Annotated in this window: 22 protein-coding genes; 7 read left to right on the forward strand and 15 right to left on the reverse strand. The window is 73.0% G+C overall.

From position 1 onward, the window contains the following. Window positions 1-4: 4 nt before the first annotated feature. A complete protein-coding gene (locus BCL76_RS13285) occupies window positions 5-571 on the reverse strand; it encodes a DJ-1/PfpI family protein (RefSeq protein WP_109779678.1) in 567 nt (188 codons plus the stop codon). Window positions 572-788: 217 nt separating this feature from the next. On the opposite strand from BCL76_RS13285, the gene BCL76_RS13290 reads away from it, so the two are divergent. Together BCL76_RS13290 and BCL76_RS13295 are read left to right on the forward strand one after the other, a co-directional pair. Next, window positions 789-1,607, forward strand: a complete 819-nt coding sequence (locus BCL76_RS13290; RefSeq protein ID WP_109779679.1) for an endonuclease I family protein — start codon at window positions 789-791, stop codon at window positions 1,605-1,607. A gap of 114 nt (window positions 1,608-1,721) precedes the next feature. Continuing rightward, window positions 1,722-2,030, forward strand: a complete 309-nt coding sequence (locus BCL76_RS13295; RefSeq protein WP_109779680.1) for a DUF3040 domain-containing protein — start codon at window positions 1,722-1,724, stop codon at window positions 2,028-2,030. A gap of 102 nt (window positions 2,031-2,132) precedes the next feature. On the opposite strand, the gene BCL76_RS13300 is transcribed toward BCL76_RS13295, so the two are convergent. The 3 genes from BCL76_RS13300 to BCL76_RS13310 form a co-directional block, all read right to left on the reverse strand. Next, entirely contained in the window at window positions 2,133-3,752 is a 1,620-nt protein-coding gene (locus tag BCL76_RS13300; protein WP_109779681.1) for a beta-N-acetylhexosaminidase, read from the reverse strand. A 76-nt stretch (window positions 3,753-3,828) separates the two neighbouring features. Further along, the gene (locus BCL76_RS13305; protein ID WP_109779682.1) at window positions 3,829-4,263 is read right to left on the reverse strand and encodes a GlcG/HbpS family heme-binding protein; all 435 of its coding nucleotides are present in this window, start codon (window positions 4,261-4,263) and stop codon (window positions 3,829-3,831) included. 60 nt (window positions 4,264-4,323) lie between these two features. Then, on the reverse strand, window positions 4,324-5,556 hold the full coding sequence (locus BCL76_RS13310; protein WP_109779683.1) for an MFS transporter: 1,233 nt from the start codon (window positions 5,554-5,556) through the stop codon (window positions 4,324-4,326). Window positions 5,557-5,825: 269 nt separating this feature from the next. Between BCL76_RS13310 and BCL76_RS13315 the strand changes: the two genes are divergently transcribed. Together BCL76_RS13315 and BCL76_RS38925 are read left to right on the forward strand one after the other, a co-directional pair. Then, on the forward strand, window positions 5,826-6,278 hold the full coding sequence (locus BCL76_RS13315; protein WP_030717693.1) for a MarR family winged helix-turn-helix transcriptional regulator: 453 nt from the start codon (window positions 5,826-5,828) through the stop codon (window positions 6,276-6,278). Window positions 6,279-6,282: 4 nt separating this feature from the next. After that, window positions 6,283-6,627 carry a hypothetical protein gene (locus BCL76_RS38925; RefSeq protein WP_109779684.1) on the forward strand — a complete coding sequence of 115 codons (345 nt, stop codon included), beginning with the start codon at window positions 6,283-6,285 and terminating at the stop codon, window positions 6,625-6,627. Between the two features lie 208 nt (window positions 6,628-6,835). Here BCL76_RS38925 and BCL76_RS13325 read toward each other — a convergent pair whose 3' ends face one another. Genes BCL76_RS13325 through pdxR form a run of 3 tightly spaced genes read right to left on the reverse strand, consistent with a single transcriptional unit; the run spans window position 6,836 to window position 9,562 of the window. Beyond that, window positions 6,836-7,510 carry an RNA polymerase sigma factor gene (locus tag BCL76_RS13325; protein ID WP_258309608.1) on the reverse strand — a complete coding sequence of 225 codons (675 nt, stop codon included), beginning with the start codon at window positions 7,508-7,510 and terminating at the stop codon, window positions 6,836-6,838. A gap of 8 nt (window positions 7,511-7,518) precedes the next feature. Next, window positions 7,519-7,974: an LPXTG cell wall anchor domain-containing protein gene (locus BCL76_RS13330; RefSeq protein WP_109779685.1), complete on the reverse strand. Its 456-nt coding sequence runs from the start codon at window positions 7,972-7,974 to the stop codon at window positions 7,519-7,521. Between the two features lie 43 nt (window positions 7,975-8,017). Next, window positions 8,018-9,562 carry a MocR-like pyridoxine biosynthesis transcription factor PdxR gene (gene pdxR / locus BCL76_RS13335; RefSeq protein WP_109779686.1) on the reverse strand — a complete coding sequence of 515 codons (1,545 nt, stop codon included), beginning with the start codon at window positions 9,560-9,562 and terminating at the stop codon, window positions 8,018-8,020. 29 nt (window positions 9,563-9,591) lie between these two features. Here pdxR and BCL76_RS13340 point away from each other — a divergent pair, with 29 nt between their 5' ends. Beyond that, window positions 9,592-10,587: a DMT family transporter gene (locus tag BCL76_RS13340; protein WP_258309609.1), complete on the forward strand. Its 996-nt coding sequence runs from the start codon at window positions 9,592-9,594 to the stop codon at window positions 10,585-10,587. Here the strand turns inward: BCL76_RS13340 and BCL76_RS13345 are convergent. Further along, entirely contained in the window at window positions 10,566-11,195 is a 630-nt protein-coding gene (locus BCL76_RS13345) for a class I SAM-dependent methyltransferase (RefSeq protein WP_109779687.1), read from the reverse strand. The two genes, BCL76_RS13340 and BCL76_RS13345, sit on opposite strands and share 22 nt — an antisense overlap. Between BCL76_RS13345 and BCL76_RS40315 the strand changes: the two genes are divergently transcribed. Next, the gene (locus tag BCL76_RS40315; protein ID WP_309136833.1) at window positions 11,112-11,882 is read left to right on the forward strand and encodes a protein kinase domain-containing protein; all 771 of its coding nucleotides are present in this window, start codon (window positions 11,112-11,114) and stop codon (window positions 11,880-11,882) included. The two genes, BCL76_RS13345 and BCL76_RS40315, sit on opposite strands and share 84 nt — an antisense overlap. Before the next feature lie 288 nt (window positions 11,883-12,170). On the opposite strand, the gene BCL76_RS13355 is transcribed toward BCL76_RS40315, so the two are convergent. Next, window positions 12,171-12,545, reverse strand: coding sequence for a YbjQ family protein (locus tag BCL76_RS13355; RefSeq protein ID WP_030717675.1), 375 nt, complete (start codon window positions 12,543-12,545; stop codon window positions 12,171-12,173). A gap of 466 nt (window positions 12,546-13,011) precedes the next feature. Between BCL76_RS13355 and BCL76_RS13360 the strand changes: the two genes are divergently transcribed. Next, entirely contained in the window at window positions 13,012-13,458 is a 447-nt protein-coding gene (locus tag BCL76_RS13360; protein ID WP_109779689.1) for an SH3 domain-containing protein, read from the forward strand. A gap of 17 nt (window positions 13,459-13,475) precedes the next feature. Here the strand turns inward: BCL76_RS13360 and BCL76_RS13365 are convergent, their stop codons facing one another. The 6 genes from BCL76_RS13365 to BCL76_RS13390 all read right to left on the reverse strand — a co-directional run bounded on the left by BCL76_RS13365 (window position 13,476) and on the right by BCL76_RS13390 (window position 18,418). After that, window positions 13,476-13,871: an NTP pyrophosphohydrolase gene (locus BCL76_RS13365; RefSeq protein WP_109779690.1), complete on the reverse strand. Its 396-nt coding sequence runs from the start codon at window positions 13,869-13,871 to the stop codon at window positions 13,476-13,478. A 13-nt stretch (window positions 13,872-13,884) separates the two neighbouring features. Next, window positions 13,885-14,925 carry a phosphatase domain-containing protein gene (locus BCL76_RS13370; protein ID WP_258309610.1) on the reverse strand — a complete coding sequence of 347 codons (1,041 nt, stop codon included), beginning with the start codon at window positions 14,923-14,925 and terminating at the stop codon, window positions 13,885-13,887. Window positions 14,926-14,928: 3 nt separating this feature from the next. Continuing rightward, the gene (locus tag BCL76_RS13375; protein WP_109779691.1) at window positions 14,929-16,137 is read right to left on the reverse strand and encodes an RNA ligase; all 1,209 of its coding nucleotides are present in this window, start codon (window positions 16,135-16,137) and stop codon (window positions 14,929-14,931) included. Between the two features lie 57 nt (window positions 16,138-16,194). Continuing rightward, window positions 16,195-16,887: an epimerase gene (locus BCL76_RS13380; protein ID WP_258309611.1), complete on the reverse strand. Its 693-nt coding sequence runs from the start codon at window positions 16,885-16,887 to the stop codon at window positions 16,195-16,197. Window positions 16,888-16,940: 53 nt separating this feature from the next. After that, window positions 16,941-17,375 (reverse strand): VOC family protein, encoded by a 435-nt coding sequence (locus tag BCL76_RS13385; RefSeq protein WP_109779692.1) that lies wholly within the window; start codon window positions 17,373-17,375, stop codon window positions 16,941-16,943. Between the two features lie 86 nt (window positions 17,376-17,461). Next, a complete protein-coding gene (locus tag BCL76_RS13390; RefSeq protein WP_258309613.1) occupies window positions 17,462-18,418 on the reverse strand; it encodes a tellurite resistance/C4-dicarboxylate transporter family protein in 957 nt (318 codons plus the stop codon). Window positions 18,419-18,737: the final 319 nt, after the last annotated feature.

Below are 18,737 nucleotides of genomic sequence, written 5' to 3' on the forward strand. Positions count from 1 at the left end.
CCGCTCAGGCCACCGGGGCCTTGCCGCGCAGCACGGTCAGGAACTCCCGCATCCAGCGCGAGTGGTCCGGCCAGGCCCGGGCCGAGACCAGGGTGCCGTCGACCACGGTCTCGGAGTCCTCGAACTCGGCCCCGGCGGCCTTCATGTCCAGCTCCAGCGCCGGGTACGCGGTCACCCGCCGGCCGGTCAGCCCGCCGGCCGCGGCGGTGATCAGCGGACCGTGGCAGATCTGGGCGATCGGCTTGTCGGCTTCCGCGAAGGCGGCCAGGATCCGGCGTACCTCGGGGTCGTTGCGCAGGTATTCGGGCGCCCGGCCGCCCGGGACGACCAAGGCCGCGTAGTCCTCGGTGACCACGTCCACGAAGGCCAGGTCGGCGGGCCAGGTGTAGCCGGGCTTCTCGGTGTAGGTGTCGAAGCCCTCCTCGAAGTCGTGCACCACGAACCGCAGTTTCTTCACCTGCGGCGCCGCGATGTGGACCTCGTACCCCTCCTCGCGCAGGCGCTGGTACGGATACAGGACCTCCAGCGATTCGGCCGCGTCGCCGGTCACGATGAGGATCTTCACTGCCATGGGCTGCTCCCGAGAGGGCTGTTCAGGACGGTGCGGCCCCGCCCGGGGCCACCGCTACCCTGCCCGCGCCGGACGTCCGGCACACACCAAGGTCCCCCACTACCGACACGCGGTTTTCACCTGTTGGGCACATGACAATGTGACCCTCGCTGTGCCACTGACACTCCGCCAATTCCCCGGGCGGGGACGGTGCGTATGGAGAGGTACCCCCCACCTGATGAAGATCTCGCGCATGACCCCCTGGGCGGCCGCCCTCGCCGCCGCCGCCCTGATCGGCGTACCGGCGGCCGCGTCCGCCGGCCAGCAGGGCACGAGCGTTCCCGCCGCGGCGCCGGCCGCCGCGGCGGATCCCTACGCCGACTACTACGCGAACGCGCAGGGCAAGACCGGGGCCGCGCTGAAGGCGGCCCTGCACGACATCATCAAGACCCAGTCGAAGGTGACCTACGACGGCGTGTGGAACGCCCTGAAGGTGACCGACCAGGACCCTGCCAACTCCGCCAACGTCATCCTGCTGTACTCCGGCCGCTCCCAGTCCAAGGCGACGAACGGCGGTGGGGTCAACGACTGGAACCGCGAGCACGTCTGGGCCAAGAGCCACGGCGACTTCGGCACCGCCACCGGCCCGGGCACCGACCTGCACCACCTGCGCCCCGAGGACGTCACCGTCAACAGCACCCGGGGCAACAAGGACTTCGACAAGGGCGGCAGCCCCGTCAGCGAGGCGCCGGGCAGCCTGACCGACGCCGACTCCTTCGAGCCGCGTGACGCGGTCAAGGGCGACGTGGCACGGATGCTGCTGTACATGGCCGTCCGCTACGAGGGCGAGGACGGCTTCGCGAACCTGGAGCTGAACGACAAGGTCAACAACGGTTCGGCTCCCGCGATGGGCCGGATCAGCCTGCTGAAGCAGTGGAGCCAGATGGACCCGCCGGACGCCTTCGAGCAGCGCCGGAACCAGGTCATATTCGACCAGTACCAGCACAACCGCAACCCGTTCATCGACCACCCGGAGTGGGTCGCCTCCATCTGGTGACCGGGGTCCGCAGTCACGGCGCCCTCCGGGGGTTGGGCCGCCTCAGGCAGGGTATTCCCAGGCCAGAGGCTGCGACCCGCGCCCGACGGCAGCAGCCGGCGGAGGTACGTCGTGATGGACGGAGCCGGACTCTCCGATCGCGAGCAGCGCGCCCTCTCCGCGATCGAGGCCGAACTCAAGGGTGATCGTTCCCTCGACCGGATCCTGCGGTCCACGTCGCACCGGCGTCTTCGCACCGTGGCAGCCTGGCTGCTCGGCGCGGGGGCGGCGGTGCTGTTCGTGGCGGCCTCGATCAGCGTCTCCCGGCTCCTGATCTGGGTCTTCGCCGCCGTCTGGACGGCGGCGGTGATCCTGGCGCTGCCGCTGGTCGGCCAGTGGCTCCGGCGCCCCCGGCAGCGCGTCGACCGTACGGAGCGGATGTAGCCGGAGCCCGGCGCGGACCCCGGACCGCACGCCGGGGAGGCCGCGGTGGCCGGTGCCCGCGACCGGTGAGGCCGCGGCGGCGGGAGGGGCGGATCGGCCGGGTCAGAGCCGGTCGGCGAGGGCCTTGAAGTCGGCCCAGGGCATCTGGGGCGTGCGCGCGTCCCACACCTTCTGCGAGAGCGCGGCCAGCGGAGCCTGGATGCCGGCGGCCACCTGGGCCTGCGTCTGGGCGCCTGCCAGGTCGCTCCAGACGGCGAGGCGCCCGCCCAGGATCTGCGGCCCGTACGAGGCCGGGACGGGGGTCGTGCCGCGCAGTACGAGCGGGGTCCACTGTTCGTAGATCCGCTGCCCGGTGGGGTAGGTGAACTGGTTGGGCTGACCCAGCACGTAGTAGAGGAACTCGTCGTTGAGATTGACGAGCTTGCGGCCCTCGCGCAGGTACTCCAGGGGCGGCCGGGCGCCGTTCTCCTTGCCCGTCCAGTACTCGACCTGGATGTCCTTCGCCGCGCTGGTCACCCCGCCCGCGAAGAATCCGTCGTTCCACGCCTTGAGAGCCTTCCCCGACGGCCGGACCACGGCGGCGCGGTCGTTCAGCCAGCCCGTCGCCAGGTCCTGGACCCGCGCCGAGGGCCCGTACCGCTGCTGGGCGGCGCGGGCGAGCTGGGGGAAGGAGGCCTGCGGGTCGCGGTAGACCAGCGCCTGGTACTCGTCGGCGCCCAGGTGCCAGGCCTTGCCGGGGAAGAGCGGTATGTACTCGCGCAGCAGCTCGTCCACGAGCTTGGCGGACGCCGGGTTCGATATGTCCACGGCGCCCTTGACCGCACGCCCCTGGGTGTCGCGCAGCTGCAGGTCGGGGTGGGCCTTGAGGACCGCGCCGAGGTGGCCGGGCGAGTCGATCTCGGGGACCACGGTGATGTGCAGCCGGGCGGCGAGCGCGTTGATCTCGCGGACCTGGGCCTTGGTGAGGTGCGGGGTGGAGACGATCTCGGGGTGCGTGTCGGACTGGATCCGGAAGGCCTGGTCGTCGGAGAAGTGCAGGCCGAGCTGGTTGAGCTTGAGGTCGGCCATCTCGCGCAGCCGGTCCTCGATCCAGTCCGGGGTGTAGAACTTGCGGGCGATGTCGAGGTTGAGGCCGCGCTGCGGTTTGGCGGGAGCGTCGCGCACCGTGCCCTCGGGGGCCGAACCCGCACTCTTGACCGCCTGCTTGAGGGTTCGGGTGCCGTAGAAGACCCCGGCCTGGTCGGGGCCGTTGATGCGGACGCGGCCGTCCTTGACGTCGAGGGTGTACGACTCGGGCCCGCCCGCGGCCGCGGCGTCCAGGGAGAGTTCCACGTCCCCGGCGCGCGGAGCGGCCGACTTGCCGTATCCGATGTTCAGTTCACCGGCCAGCAGTTGGGCCTCGTCGGACAGGGCGGCGGTGTCGTCCGGGGCGACGACCACCCGGGCGTCGGGGGTGGGCTTCCACCCGGGGCCGCGGGCGGGTACGTGCTCCCGCACCGCCGGGATGGTGCGTGGGGCGGTGGACAGCGGGTAGGACGGGGTCGGCGTGGGGGTGGGGGCGGCCTCGGCCGGGCGCGCCGCCGTCGTCGAGGACCCCGGGGCGCTGGGGGCGGGCGCCTCGTCGGACGCGGCCGTGCAGCCCGGGAGGGCAAGGGTGACCAGCGCGGCGACCGTGGCCGTCGCGATCGTGTGGACCCTCTTGTGTCGCCTCTGTGTGCTCATGATGGATGCGTGTCCCCCGTACCAACCTGGCACGGGGGACACGCGCGCGCGACCCGGCGGGTTCGGATCAGGGCGCTCAGATCAGCGCGTCCCGCGCGACGACGGCGAAACCGTGGTCCTGGTCGGGGGCGCCGCCGCCGACGCCGATGGCGCCGATGAGTCGGCCGTCGCGGTGGACGGGCAGCCCGCCCGCGATGAACAGCAGCGGCCGGTCGAGGGCCGTGGGCAGGGTGTGGAAGGGGCCGCCGGGCCGGACGGCTTCGACGAGGTCGGCGGTGGGCGCGTTCAGCTGGAGCGCGGTGTAGGCCTTGCGGGTGCTGGTCTCGCCGGAGATCAGTACGGCGCGGTCGTCGCGGCGGAAGGCCAGCAGGTGCCCGCCGGCGTCGAGGACGGTCACGCTGACCGTGACCCCGGCCGCTTCGGCGGCGGCCGAGGCGGTGGCGACGAGCAGCTCGGCGTCCTCGGTGGTGAGCGGGGCGACGGCGGTGCGGGTGGGGGTGGGGGTGGACATGCGGGATCTCTCCTTGCGGGCGGGGGGTGTGTGCGTTGCGTACGTGGGGGGGAAGGCGGATCAATGGTGGGCGGGGACGGCCGCGGTCGGCGCGGGGGCGCCGGCCGCCACGACCGTGCCCCGGTCGCCGCGGTCCGAGCGGCGCGTCGTACGCCGTTCCAGCGCGCCGGAGACGAGGGCGAGCACCAGGGCGGAGGCGGCCAGGGCGGCGCCGACCCAGTTGGGGGCGGTCCAGCCGAGGCCGGCGGCGATCACCAGGCCGCCGAGCCAGGCGGCGAGCGCGTTGCCGAGGTTGAAGGCGCCGATGTTGACGGCCGAGGCCAGGGTGGGCGCCCCGGCGGCCTGGTCCAGGACGCGCTTTTGGAGCGGGGGCACGGTGGCGAAGCCGAGGGCGCCGATCAGGACGAGGGTGACGGCCGCGCCGACCTTGGTGTGGGCGGTCAGGGTGAAGACGGCGAGGGTGACGGCCAGGGCGCCCAGGGCCACGTACAGCATCGGCATCAGCGCGCGGTCGGCGTACCGGCCGCCGATGAGGTTGCCGGCGACCATGCCCAGGCCGAAGAGGACGAGGAGCCAGGTGACGGAGGTGTCGGCGAAGCCCGCGACGTTCGTCATCATCGGGGTGACGTAGGTGATCGCGGCGAAGACGCCGCCGAAGCCGAGGACGGTCATCGCCATCGCGAGCAGTACCTGGACGTTGCGGAAGGCCGCGAGCTCGCGGCGGATCCGTACACCGCCCTCGGGCCGGGGCAGGTCGGGTACGAGCCGGGCGATGCCGAGCAGACCGACGACGCCGAGGGCGGCGACGATCAGGAAGGTGACGCGCCAGCCGAGGGTCTGACCGACGAAGGTGCCGAGCGGGACGCCGACGACGTTGGCCACCGTCAGTCCGGTGAACATCATGGCGATCGCGCCGGCCTTCTTCTCGGGGGCGACGAGTTCGGCGGCGACGACCGCGCCGATGCCGAAGAAGGCGCCGTGGGCGAGCGAGGCGACGACGCGGCCGGCGAGCATGACGCCGAAGGCGGGGGCGAGGGCGGAGAGCACGTTGCCCGCGATGAAGAGGCCCATGAGCAGCATCAGCATGCGCTTGCGGGGAATGCGGGTGCCGAGCACGGTCATCAGGGGCGCGCCGAGGACGACGCCGAGGGCGTAGCCGGTGACCAGGAAGCCCGCGGTGGGGATGGAGACCCCGTACGTGCCGGCGACCTCGGGGAGCAGACCCATGATCACGAATTCGGTGGTGCCGATCCCGAAGGCCCCGACGGCGAGGGCGAGGAGTGCGAGAGGCATGGGGGAGGTGTCCTTCAGGGGAGGGGGTGGTGCGCGGTGCGAACGGCGGCGACCGCGGCAACGGCCGCGAGTGGCTCGACGGCCGCGAGGGTCGCGAGGGTCGCGACGGCGAAATCCCGTCGATCCCGACCGGGTGCCGCTGATTGCGGACGCCGATTGCATGCGTCCACATTAATTGCAGACGCGGGATATTTGCAAGCGCGGGCTATTGCGCGTGTCGACTATCCTGGGACACAGACCCAGCCAGGGACGCTTCGATGGAGGAGCCCATGACGGCCACGGACAGCGCGCTCACCGCCCTCTCCCAGGGTTGGTGCGCCCTCTCCCTCCTGCACGGGCGGATCGAGGCCCACATCGAACGGGCCCTGCAGGCGGGCCACGGGCTCAGCGTGCGCGAGTACTCGCTGCTGGACGTGCTCAGCCGCCAGCACAACGGCCCGGGCGGACACCTGCGGATGCACCAGGTCGCCGACTCGGTGGTGCTCAGCCAGAGCGCGACGACCCGGCTGGTGAGCAGGCTGGAGGACCGCGGTCTGCTGAACCGCTACATCTGCGACACCGACCGGCGCGGCATCTACACCGACGTCAGTGAGGCGGGCCTGGCCCTCCTGGCCGCAGCCCGCCCCACCAACGACACCGCGCTGCGCGAGGCGCTCGACGAGGCTTCGCTCGATCCGGAACTCACCCCGCTGGTCGCGGCGGTGGAGAACCTCCGGCGCTGACCGCGTGCCCTCCCTGCCCTGCCCCGGGGCCGGACCGCCTCAGCGCGGGGCCGGGCTCGGCGGTGGCGAGGACGTCGCGACCGCTCCGCGCGCCGCGGACGGGCTCGCCGAGGGCGGCGACGCCGACGGCCTGGGCGAGACCGGGACCGACGGGCTCACCGACCGGCCGGAGGGCAAGGAGGCGGACGGGCTCCCCGAAGGCTCCACACCCGGGCTCCGTTCCGCGGAACCCGACGGCCGCGGCGCCGGTGACGAGGGATGCTCCGAGGACGGTCCGGGGGCCGTGATCCTCGGCGGGGTGGCCGGCAGCACCGGGCCGGGCGCCGGGCCCGGGGCCAGTACCAGGTAGCCGATCCCCACGACCGCCGCTGCCGCCACCAGGCCCGCCAGCGGCAGCGCGAACCGCCGCAGCCCGGCCATCGGCAGCCGTCCCAGGTGCGCCCCCGGCGGCTCGGCGGGCCGCAGCTGCCGGACGTCGATGCCTTCCGCACGCGCGTCGAGGGCCTCCCGCAGCCGCCGCTCGACGGGGCGCTCGGCGAGACGTTCGCCGTCACGCGTCATATCCGTCCCTCCAGAATCCGTTCCAGGGCGTCCAGACCGCGGCTGGCGTTGGACTTCACCGCTCCCCGGCTGATCCCGAGGGTGGTCGCGATCTCCGCCTCGCTGAGATCGGCCCAGTACCGCAGCACCAGCACCTGGCGGCGGCGCGGGGTGAGCCGGCCGAGCGCGGCGAGCACCTCGCGGTGTGCCTCGTCGAGGACCACATGGTCCTCGGCCGACGGTATGTCGGCCGCCGTCGGCGGGGTCCAGGCCCGGACGGTCCGCCTGCGGCGCAGCACCGAGCGCGAGGTGTTGACCACCGCGGTGCGCAGGTAGCCCAGGGCGTTGTCGACCTCGGTGATCTGCTCCCCGTGCCGCCGGTACAGCGCGGTGAAGGCGTCCTGGACCACGTCCTCGGCGGTGGCCAGGTCGTCGACGAGCAGCACCGCGAGCCGGACCATCCGCAGCCGGTGTGCGTGGTAGAGCTCGGTGACGGTGGGCGGCCGGGATGCGCCGAGGCCTGTGTGGTCGTAGGTGTACGAGGGCCCGTACGAGGTTCCGTGCGGGTCCGGGCGCGACCGCGGGGAGGTGGCCGGGGCCGAGCGCTCACGGCGCAGCAACGACCAAAGGCCCCGCCACGCCCGGCCGAAGCCGGGCGTGAGGGGGCCGACGGGTGATGCCAGTTGGAGCACGGGATCCCTCAGCTGTTCGCGCGGCGCCGCACGGCGTACAGGGCTCCCGCGCCGGCCAGGACCAGACCGGTGGCCCCCGCGCCCATGGCGACGGTGGTCGCCGAGGAGCCAGTATGCGCGAGCTCCGGGGCGCCGGAGGCGGCGGGGGCGGCGGCCGGCTCCGAGGGCGACGCGCTGGGCCGGACGCCCGTGCCCGGGGTCGACGGAACGGCACTGGGCGCGGCACTGGGGGCCGCGCTCCGCGTGTCCGATCCCGCGCTCGGCGGGGTGCTCACCGACGGGGAGGGCTTGACCACGCCCGCGCTCGGGGAGGCGCTCGCAGGCGCGCTGACCGACGGGGAGGGCGCGGCCGAGCCGCCGCTCGCGGCGAAGGCCGGACCGGCGAGGGCGACGGCCACCCCGGCGGCGGCAGCGGTGACGGCCGTCCGACGGAAGGCCGAGGGGACACGCAACAGGTTCTTCACGGTGGTTCTCCACGGTCGGGTCGAGGACGCGGAACTGCGCCCTTCACCCCCGCACGACGCGCGACCCCCCGGGAGGTTGCCGCCGCTCCGGAAAAACTTTCCGACCGATTTCCCGCGCCCCGGCCACCCCGGCCACCCCTGCCACCTCGGCCAGTGCTGTGGCCAGGGTGGCGATGCCGTCCTCGATCTCTCCCGTCGAGCCCGCCGCGTAGCCGAGGATCAGTCCCGGCGGGCCGGGCCGGATCCGGTGCCAGGACAGCGGATGGGCTTTCACACCCAGGGCCAGGGCCGCCGAGGCCAGGTCCGTGTCCTCGAAGCCCGCGCCGTCGAAGGTGACCATCAGGTGCAGCCCGGCCGCCGCGCCGTGCACCCGGGCACCGGGCAGCAGCTCGGCGACGGCCCCGAGCATGGCGTCGCGGCGGCGGCGATGGCGGCGCCGGACGTGGCGCAGGTGCCGTTCCAGCTCGCCGGAGTCCATCAGTCGGGCGAGGACCAGCTGGGCGAGGACCGGATTGCCGAGGTCGGCGTAGCGCTTGGCCGCGGTCACGGCGTCGCGCAGGCGCGGCGGAACCAGCAGCCAGCCCAGGCGCAGGGCGGGGGCCAGGAGTTTGGACACGCTTCCGGCGTAACAGACCCCCTCGGGCAGCAGGGCGCGCAGGGCGGGCACGGGCGCCCGGTCGTAGCGGTGCTCCGCGTCGTAGTCGTCCTCGATGACCAGTCCCCCGGCGGCCGCCCAGCCGAGCAGGTCCCGGCGGCGCTCGCCGTCGAGGACGACCCCGGTCGGGAACTGGTGCGCCGGGGTGAGCAGGACGGCCCCGGCCCCGCTCGCCCGGAGCGCGGCCACATCGAGCCCGGCCTCGTCCACCGGTACGGGGACCGTCTCCAGTTGCCCGTACTCCAGCTGCTGCCGGGCGCCCAACGAGCCCGGGTCCTCCACGGCGATCCGGTGCACGCCGTGCTCCCGCAGGACGGGCGCGAGCAGCGCCAGCGCCTGGGCCACACCCGCGACGACGACCACCTCGTCGGGGTCGGCCCGGATCCCTCGGTTCCGGGCCAGCCAGCCCACGACCGCCTCGCGCAGTGCGGGTGCGCCCTGGGGATTGCCGTAGCCGAAGTCGGCCGGGGTGAGCGAGGCGAGGACCCGGCGTTCGGCCTGGAGCCAGGCGGTTCGAGGGAAGGCGGTGAGGTCGGGCACCCCGGGCGAGAGGTCGATCCGGCACGGCACGGCGCGCAGGGCGTCCACGAGCCCGCCGCGCTCCGGTGCGCGGGAGGGGGCGGCCACCGGGGGTGGCGCGGCGACGACCACGGTGCCGCCCCGGCCTCGGCCGCTGACCTGGCCGGTCTCGGCGAGGCGCTGGTAGGCCTCGGTGACGAGCCCCCGGGATACGCGCAGGTCGGCGGCGAGGATCCGGCTGGCCGGAAGCCGGCTGCCGACCGGGAGGGTGCCGTCGGCGATGGCGGCGCGGAGCCGGCCGGCCAGCCATTCGGTGCGGCCGCCCGGTGGGGCCTGGCGTATGTCGAGCTGAAGGAAGTCCGAGCCGCTGAGGCTTTTGGACCCCTCGGTATCACCTTCATTGGACCTGCTCATGGGGCCATTGTGCGACCACGCTGGAGCACATGCAGACACCGCCCGCTTCCCCCTCCGACGCCATGTCCATTCCCGCCTCCGCCGCCGCTGCCGACTCCCCCGCCTCCGCCGCCTCCGCTCCCGACTCCCCCGGCGGCTCGACCGCATTCCGTGACCTGGTTCCGGGGATCGCGGGGATGGCGCTGGTCGGCAGCAGCGTCACGGTCTCGCGGGCCCTCGTCGACGCCCCGCTGTTCGCCACCCAGGCCGTCCGGTACGCCGCCGCCGCGTTGCTGCTGTTCGCCCTGGCCCGGGCGGCCCGGGTACCGGTGCACAGGCCGCGCGGTCGGGAATGGCTGTGGCTGGCGGGGATCGCGGCGACCGGGCTGGTGCTGTTCAACGTGGCCGTGGTCCGCGGGGTCGCCCATGCCGAACCTGCCGTCATCGCCGTCGCGGTGGCCTCCGTACCGATCCTGTTGGGTCTGCTCGGCCCCGTCCTGGAAGGGCGGCGGCCGAGCCGGCGGGTGCTGCTGGCGGCTCCGGTGGTGGTGGCGGGGGCCGTCCTGGTCGAGGGGACGGGCCGGACGGACGCCGCCGGGGTGGCCTGGGCGGCCCTCGCACTGGGCTGCGAGGCCGCTTTCACCCTGCTCGCGGTGCCGGTGTTGCGCTGGCACGGGGCGTGGGGGGTATCCGTGCACGCAGTGTGGCTGGGTGCGCTGATGCTGGCCGGGCTCACGGTCGCCTTCGAAAGCCCGGCCGAACTGACGTCGCTGGGCCGGGTCCAGTGGGCGGCCGCCGGTTACCTCGCCGTGATGGTGACGGCGGTTGCCTTCCTGCTCTGGTACCGCACGGTGGCCGCGGTGGGCGCCGGCCGCGCCGGTCTGCTGACCGGGGTCGCGCCCCTGGCGGCGGCGGGTGCGGGGGTCCTCACAGGCAGCGGGGTCCCGGGCCCGGCGGTGTGGCTGGGCCTGCTCGTGGTGATCGCGGGACTGGCCTCGGGTCTGCGGCCGGACCGGGCGGCCGGTCACCCGCTCCGGCGCGCGTAGCAGAAGAGGTGCTCCTCGGGGACCGCCCGGTCGTCGGCGGGCAGGAAGCGCGCGGTGTGGTGATGCAGCACCTCCAGGCCCAGATCGGCCAGCCGGGCCAGGTGGTCCGCCGTGGAGAGGCTGCTGACGGTGACCTCGTGGCCCATCCACTCGATGTCCAGGCCCCGGATGTCCCCCGGCACCGTGGCCAGCACGAAGTACCCGCCCGGCGCGACCCAGGACGCCATGCGGTCCAGCGCCTCCGCCACCTCCGGTTGGTCCATCACCAGCAGCGGGAAGAAGGAGCACACCGCGTCGAAGTCGGCCCGCTCGGGTGTGTAGGTCCGTACGTCGGCCTGCTCGAAGTGGGCCTGCGGGACTCTGGCGCGGGCCAGTTCGACCATGGCCGCCGAGACGTCGATGCCGGTGACGGCGCAGCCGGCCCGGACCAGAGCCTGGGCGGTGGGCCGTCCGGTGCCGCTGCCCACGTCCAACACCCTTGCTCCGGCAGACAGTCGCCCGGTGAGCCAGTCAAGGGCGGCCAGTTGGCCCGGGACCCGACCGAACACCTCCTCGTAGCGCTCTCCCAGATCGTCGAACACCTCTGCCGCGGACTTGCGTCGACTCATCGGGCCGCCCCTTCGTCTCCGGAGCACCACCGTACCGGCGCGGCGCCTCGGCGGTCCGCTCCCCCGTCAGGATCTGATGCCAGTGATCATCAAGGGGGAGCCCATGACCGACACCGACGACGCCGTACCGACACCGCCGGATACCGGCTGCTCGCGAAGATCGGCGAAGGCGGTATGGGTTCCGTCCACCTCTCCCGGACCCGTGGGAACCAGCCGGTCGCTCTCAAGGTCATCCGCCGCGAACTCGCCCAGGAGCAGGACTTCCGGGTCCGCTTCGAACGCGAGGTGCAGGCCGCCCGCAGCGTGCAGGGCTACCACATCGTGCCGGTGCTCGACCATGACACCAGCGGCGAACAGCCGTGGCCGGCCACCGCGTTCGTGCCGGGCCTGGCGCTCGACGACACCCTCGCCACCTACGGCCCCCTACCGCTGCCCGCGATGTTCCAGTTGATCGGCTGCACGGCGCAGGCCCTGCACTCCATCCACGCCGCCTCGGTGGTGCACCGCGACCTCAAGCCGAGCAACATGCTGCTCGGTTCCAACGGCCCGCAGGCTCCGGCCCCGCCCTCGTACGCGCCCACGCAGGCGCCCGCCCAGACACCGGGCCGGTCCCCGCGGCGTACGCGCCCACCCAGGGCCCCGGCCCGGTGGGCACCGTCACGAGCAAGGGCCCCCTGGCCATGGTGAAGATCGTCATCCTCGAGCCCTCGACCGACAAGAGCTACACGCCCCCGACGTACCTCACCGAAGTGACCCTCTGGAAGCGGTAGTCGCAGCCCGCGGGTGATGCGGTGCCCGGCACTGCGAAGGTCGTCCCGGCCCGTGCATCCGCGATCTCCGCCCGGTAGCGGTCCGGCAGACCGTCCTGGACGGAGAGGGTCCGACCGGACCTGCGGACGACAACCTCGCATCGATCGGTCAGGGGGTGAGCGTCACCTCAGGTGCCGGACTGCGGTCGGGCGGGTCAGGTGCGGGTCAGGTGGAGGCGGGGACGAGGACGACGGCCGTGCCGTACGCGCACACCTCGGTCCCGACGTCCTGCGCGTCGGTGACGTCGAAGCGCATCATCAGCACGGCGTTGCCGCCGCGCGCCTTCGCCTGTTCGATGAGTCGGTCCATGGCCTGGTTCCGGGTCTCCACCAGGGTCTTGGTGAGCCCCTTGAGCTCGCCGCCGATCATCGACTTCAAGCCTGCGCCGATCTGGCTGCCCAGATGGCGGGAGCGGACGGTGAGGCCGAAGACCTCGCCGATGACGCGCTCGACCCGGTAGCCGGGGACGTCGTTGGTCGTCACGACGAGGACGCCGCTCTCGTGTGCGCCGGCGCCGCCGCCGTAGTCATCGATTCCCATGGCACCCACTCTCGCGCGGGCCGCCGGCGCGCGCACCCCGGGCCGCGCGATCAGGGCATGCGGGCGCATACCGGCGTGCATCGGGTCGCCACCGGACGGGTGCTCGGCAGGCCTCAATCTCCTTGAGTACCACTCAGGTTGTACGGCGTCGCCCCCCTTGGCGGTAGACCGGCCTCATCCCCTGGATGGGCGCGGTTCAGGTGGTCGGGCCGTAGATTCTCTTCCGCCGGCCCATCGGTCGGCGTCGGCCCAGTCCCCCCGGGGCCCCGCTGCGCGGCCGTGCCCGTTCGGGGGCGGGCACGGCCACGCACCCCCATGGGGCAAATTGGTCATATCGGGTTAAAGGGCGGTGAGCCACCGGGGCTACGCGCCTCGGCCTCGTCATAGTCGTCCCTGGCAGCCGCCTGGTTGTCGCCCCGCGCCGCGCGTCGCGGCCGGGTGGATGTCTTCGTAGAGGAGCCGGCTCATGCTGAAGCCCACCAGAACCACCCTCGCTCTCGCCACCGGCAGCCTGGTTCTCGGTCTGGTCGGAGCGGGCGCCGCCGTCGCCGACGACGGTCCGGAGAACCAGCCGCCGCGGGAGATCGTCGTCGGCGGAGGGTCCGCGGAGCCCGGTGTCTACCCCGAGCGGTACGTCACCGGCAAGGTCGTGTCCAAGGGCCCGCTGACGGTCCGCAGCAAGCCGAGCACCCGCTCGCAGTCCCTGGGCCACGTGTACCCGAACAGCAAGGTCGACATCGAGTGCAAGAAGTACGGTGACAACGTCGACGGCAACCGCATCTGGTACCGCCTGGCCGACCGGAACAGCAGCTGGGAGCCCGCAACCTCGATGTCCAAGCGCGCTTACGACAAGGAGCGCTGGGTCTCCGCCCGCTACGTCAAGAACCTCTCCGAGGTGAAGTACTGCCGCTGACCCGGTCCGACCGGCAGTCAGTCCACCGGGCGTACGGCACGCGGCCCCACGCACTCCACGCCGTACGCCCGGACCCGTGCCCGTAGTTCACGGTCGGCCGTGACGACGACACAGCCACGCTCCGCGTACGTGGCGGCCAGTTCCACGATCCGGTCGTCACCGCTCCCGGGCGCCGAGTCCACCCGTACGCCGGGAACGGACTCGACGCCCCGGGCGGCGCCTTCGACGACGAGGACGATCTCCTCGTCCCCGCCCCGGCCGGCCAGCAGATCACGCAGCCGCACGGCCGCGCCCCGCCGGTCCCGCCACCAGCCGTCCGGCACCGAGCCGACAACGTTCGCGCCGTCCACGATCAGCACGTGCCGCTCGGCGTCGGTGGCGTCGCCGGCATCGGTGGCGTCCGCCGTGTCCATGGTGGCCCGGTCCTCAGAAGTCGCCGTAGTTGACCTGCCAGGTGGGCAGGCCCATCCGGCGCCAGATCGCGACCACCCGGTCCCGGTCGTCGAGCGAGACCCGGACCGCGTACCGGTGGCGCACATGCGTGTCGAACAGCTCCGCCTTCACCACGTCGTCGCGGCGTGTGTCGCCCGCCGCGCGCATCCACAGCTCGTCGTAGGGCACCTCGTGGCGCCGCAGCCACGACTCGGTCTGCGGGCGGTGCTCCTCGCCACGCCCCGACAGCAGCACGATGACGTCGCCGTCGGCGCGCCGGAAGGCGTCGAGAGCGTGCCGTACCGACTCGTTGAGCAGGTCGAGCTCGCAGCGCGAGAAGTCGTACGGGCCCCGGTCGCCGGTCAGCGCGAGCGTGCCGTCGATGTCGCACATCACCGCCGCCGGCAGGGCCGGGTCGGGGATGTACTCCGTCACGGGTGGCGCGGCCATCCCGCCCGATCCGCCGTTCATCCACTGCGACGTCAGCCGCCAGCCTCCCCGTCGCGCCTTCTCGTGCTTCTCGGCCAGGACGCGGATGATCTCCTCGCCGACCTGGCGCTCGCGCGCGGCGTCCCGGCGCAGGCACTCCTCCAGCGGGACGTCGGTGAAGTCGTGCACGACGAAGGTCGCGAGACCGCCGACGGCCGCCTTGAGACGCTTGGGGATGTTCTTGGTCAGGTGGGTGTTGTCGACGACCACGTCGAACCCGCCGTCGACCGCGGCGCGGACCGCCGCGTCCTGCACGGCCAGTACGGTCTGCTCGTGCCTGAAGCTGCGGCCCCGCGCGGGGTCCGGGAGGTCGAGCATGAGGCGCAGGTCGTCGAGGTTGACGCGGCGCATGCGGCCACCGGCCTCGGCCTGCAGGGCGCGCGCGGCGGTCGTCTTGCCGGAGGCCGGCAGTCCCGTCATGACATGCACGACGGGCAGCCGGGGCTCCTCGACGGCGACCGGGGTCGCGGTCTCGTCCGACGTGGCCTCGGCGGTCGGGGTCGCGCCGGGGTTCGCGTCCGTGTTCGTGAGTGTCTCTTCGGACACGGGTCAGTTCTCCTCGTCGTTCGTGTAGGGGTCGGACGTCTCGGGCCGCACGTTGCGCCAGACGGCCAGTTCCGTGGATCGGCCGTCCAGACGCAGGAACATCGCCGCCCGGATCTCGCGTTCGGGCAGGGCCTTCACGGCACGGGCGAAGGCTCCCCGGTCGGCCGCCAGGTGCGCGAGTCCCGCGTACGCCTCGCCGATGGCACGCTCCCGCAGCGCCGCTTCGGACTCCAACCGCTCGATCACCTCGCGCACCCACGCGTCGAACTCGTCGGGCACCTGGTCGAGCAGCGCGTCGAGCGGCTTGCCGCCCGAGGCCTCGATCTCGGACGCCGTGGTGCCGAGGCCCTGGGCGAGCTGCTTGAGGGGCAGGCCGGCGAACCGCTGGATGCCGTGGGCGCGCCAGATGTCCCGCTCGGTGGCCTTGGTGAGCACCCGGTGGAGCCGTACGTACTCGGCCAGCTTGGCCTTCGCGCGCACACCCGAGGCGAACCGCAGCACGAAGCCCTCCGCCTGGGTACCGGTCGCCGAGGCGCCGCCGGGCAGGGTGTTGGACTCGGCCAGCGCGATCAGCTCGTCGAGGGGCATGGCGGGCCACACCGTGACGACGGAGCCGATCCCCTCCCAGTGTGGCGCGGCCTCGGTGAGCGGAACCTCCGTGCCGTCCGGCCCGAAGGCCGCGAGGAGGACGAGGTCCCGGCGGTCGCCGTAGTCGACGACGATGCGGTTCTGCGGGTACAGGATCTCGGCGAGGTAGGTGGTGCCGGGGCGCAGGGCCCCGGTGTCCCGGCCGTCGAGCGTGCGCTGCGCCCAGGTCGCCTGGGCGCTGATGAAGGAGCCCTTGGAGGCGACCCGCCAGCGGCCCGCGTAGTGGAAGACGACGGCGAGGCTGCCGTCGACCTTGTCGTAGACCGCGAACGGCTCGTCCGGGAGGGCGGGGGCGTACGGCTGACCCGACTCGTGCTCGCCGACGTTGAAGAACTTCGGCAGCGGCAGTGCGACGACGGCGCCGGTGGCGTCGTCGGCGACGAGTCCGCGACAGCGGGTCGTGACGTCGTTCCAGACGCGTTCGTACTGGGCCGTCCGTGTGTAGGTGTAGATGGACAGCGGCAGTTCGGGGTGCGACTTGCGGGTCACGTACCCGGCTTCGATCGACTCCGCCAGCGCCTGTGCGGGCATCAGGTCATGCAGAGTCAGGGTCTCCTGGCTCATGGGGTCCTCCCGGTTCGAGATGGTTCATTCTCACGTGCGGGAGGGTGTGCCCGGTAGTCAATTATGCCTGGTCGGCGCACCGCCCAGGCGGTTGATGTCGGCCGGCCGCAGGATGTGGCCGGGTACCTCGGTGCCGGGGGTGGCGACCGCGATCATGGCACGGCCGAAGGTCTCGGAGGTGATGACGAGGTTCGGCGCGACCCGCCGCACGAGGGGGACCAGTGGTCCGAGCACGGCGTAGAACATCCGGGAGATGCGGGCCTTGGAGGGCACGCCGCGCACCGGCTGGACGATCCCGGGGCGGAACATGTAGGCGCGGAACGGGAGTTCCAGCAGGTCGTTCTCGGTCCTGCCCTTGACCCGGGCCCACATGGAGCGACCCTGCTCGGTGCTGTCGGTGCCCTCCCCGGAGACGTAGACGAAGGTCATGCCCGGATTGGCCGCGGCCAGCGGCCGGGCCACGGCCAGCGTCAGGTCGTAGGTGACGTGCCGGTACGCCTCCTCCTTCATGCCCACGGAGGAGACCCCGAGGCAGAAGAAGCAGGCGTCGTACGCGGTCGGGTCGATCCCGGCGGCGGCCAGGTCGGACGGATCGCCCTGGACGGACTCGCGCAGCTTGGGGTGGCTGACGCCGAGCGGCGTGCGTCCGACGGCGAGGACGCTCTCGACCGCGTCGTCCCGCAGGCATTCACGCAGGACGCCCCGGCCGAGCATGCCGGTCGCGCCGAAGAGGATCACTTTCACGGACACCCCTGGGTCGTCTCTTTCGGATCTGTCGGCTGCGCCCACACTGTCCGGAACGCCTAATGGGAGACGCAGAGCTCATTGCCCTCGGGGTCGGCGAGGGTCGTCCACACGCTGGGGCCCTGGTTGCCCTCGTGGAGGTGCGTGGCGCCCTTGGCGATGAGGCGTTCGACCACCGCCTTCGGGTCGTCGGAGCCGGTCCGGACGTCGAAGTGGGCCCGGTTCTTGACCGTTTTGGGCTCGGGGACGAATTGGAACAGGACGCGCGGCGCGCGCTCCAGCCCCTCCGGGTGGCGGATCGCGGCGCCCGCCTTCCAGACGAGGGTGCCCCGGTGGGTCTTGGTGTCGTCCTCGCTCGCGTGGCCCGCCTCGATCAGGCCCCGGATGAACTGCTCGTCGCTCGGCTCCACTTCCCAGCCGAGGGCCTCGGCCCACCAGTCGGCGAGCCTGTGCGGGTCGGTCGAGTCGATGGTCACCTGGAATGTGTACGCCATGTCCGGACCCTACTGATGAGCCGGCGCCGTCGCCACACGGCCGGAAGGGCGTGCGGGGCTTGGGCTGTGGGACGGGGACGTGGGCCTCATCGGCGGCGAGCCCCGCTGCCGGCGGTGAGGTGCGAGGCGACCAGCGCGGCGAAGGTCAGCAGCCAGGCCCCCACGGCGATCCAGAGCAGTACCTCGCCCAGCGGGCGCAGCCAGGCGATACCGGCCGGTTCCGCCACGGACAGGCAGGCGGTGGCCGTCATGCCGAGCGGGAAGACGGTGGCCCAGCGCCGGATGTCGTAGCGCGGCCGCGGGTGACGCAGTTCCGCGGCGAGGAGCACGACGTACCAGACGAGGGACAGGGCGAGCAGGACCAGGGTGACGGTACGCAGGGTGCTGTGCGCGGAACCGGTCCATACGGGTGATGCCGTGAGTTTGGATCCGGCCAGGGCGCAGAGGGAGAGCGCGCCGCCCGCCACCCAGTGGTCACCCGCCCCGCCCACCACCTCGCGCAGGTCGAAGCGGAAGAGGGCGGCAACGTAGAGCAGCAGGCCGAGGCAGAAGCCGGCCATCGCCGCCCGGGCGAGCGGGGTCAGGTGTTCGGCGTCGGCGAGGGACGCGGCGAGGAGGGAGAGTCCCTGGGTCGCCACGCAGCCGAGGAAAGCCGCTCCCGGCATGCGCCGCCGCCAGTGTCGTAGGACGTTGAACAGCAGCCAGGGCCAGAGCACCGTCGCCAGTACGAGCAGCACGGCGGCCGCCGTCTGCCACCCCTGCTGCGAGAACCGGGCCCCGATGACGGTGGTGGCGGCGACGGCCGTCAGCGCGGCCGGGGTGTCCGCCTCGGCGCGGAAGCGCCCGCGGTCGCCGAGCAGCCGGGCGGTGAAGTCTGCGGCGAGTACGAGCCACAGCGCCCCGGCGACGACCAGTGCGACCAGCGACACCGCCTCGTGCCCGGTCAGGTGCAGGCCGACGGAGATGATGCCGGTGGCCATGACGGCGGCGCCCGCCGCGGGCGGGAGCCCGGTCCACCAGTCACGCCCGGGGAGGATGCTCACGCGTCCAGCGGACCCCACGGGTCGGCCGATCGCCGGCGGACGGGGCCGACCCGCCGCCGGAACCACACGGCCGGACGCCGAACCCCCTCGCGCGCGGGACATGTGGACCTAGGCACGGTCGGCCGCGGCCGGGGAGGGGACGTACGTGCGCGCCACCGAGGCGGCCTTCCGGGCGCGGGGTAGCGTCGAACCGCCTCGGTGGGGCCACGGGCGGGTGGCCGGAACTCGCGCTTGCCAGCCTGGTTAGGCCTACCTAACCTATGGCTCGCCCACGCTCGAGAACGTCGGCACGACTTCGGGACCCGTCCCCGACCGAAGG

This window comes from Streptomyces sp. CG 926, assembly GCF_003148825.1.
Taxonomy (GTDB): Bacteria; Actinomycetota; Actinomycetes; order Streptomycetales; family Streptomycetaceae; genus Streptomyces.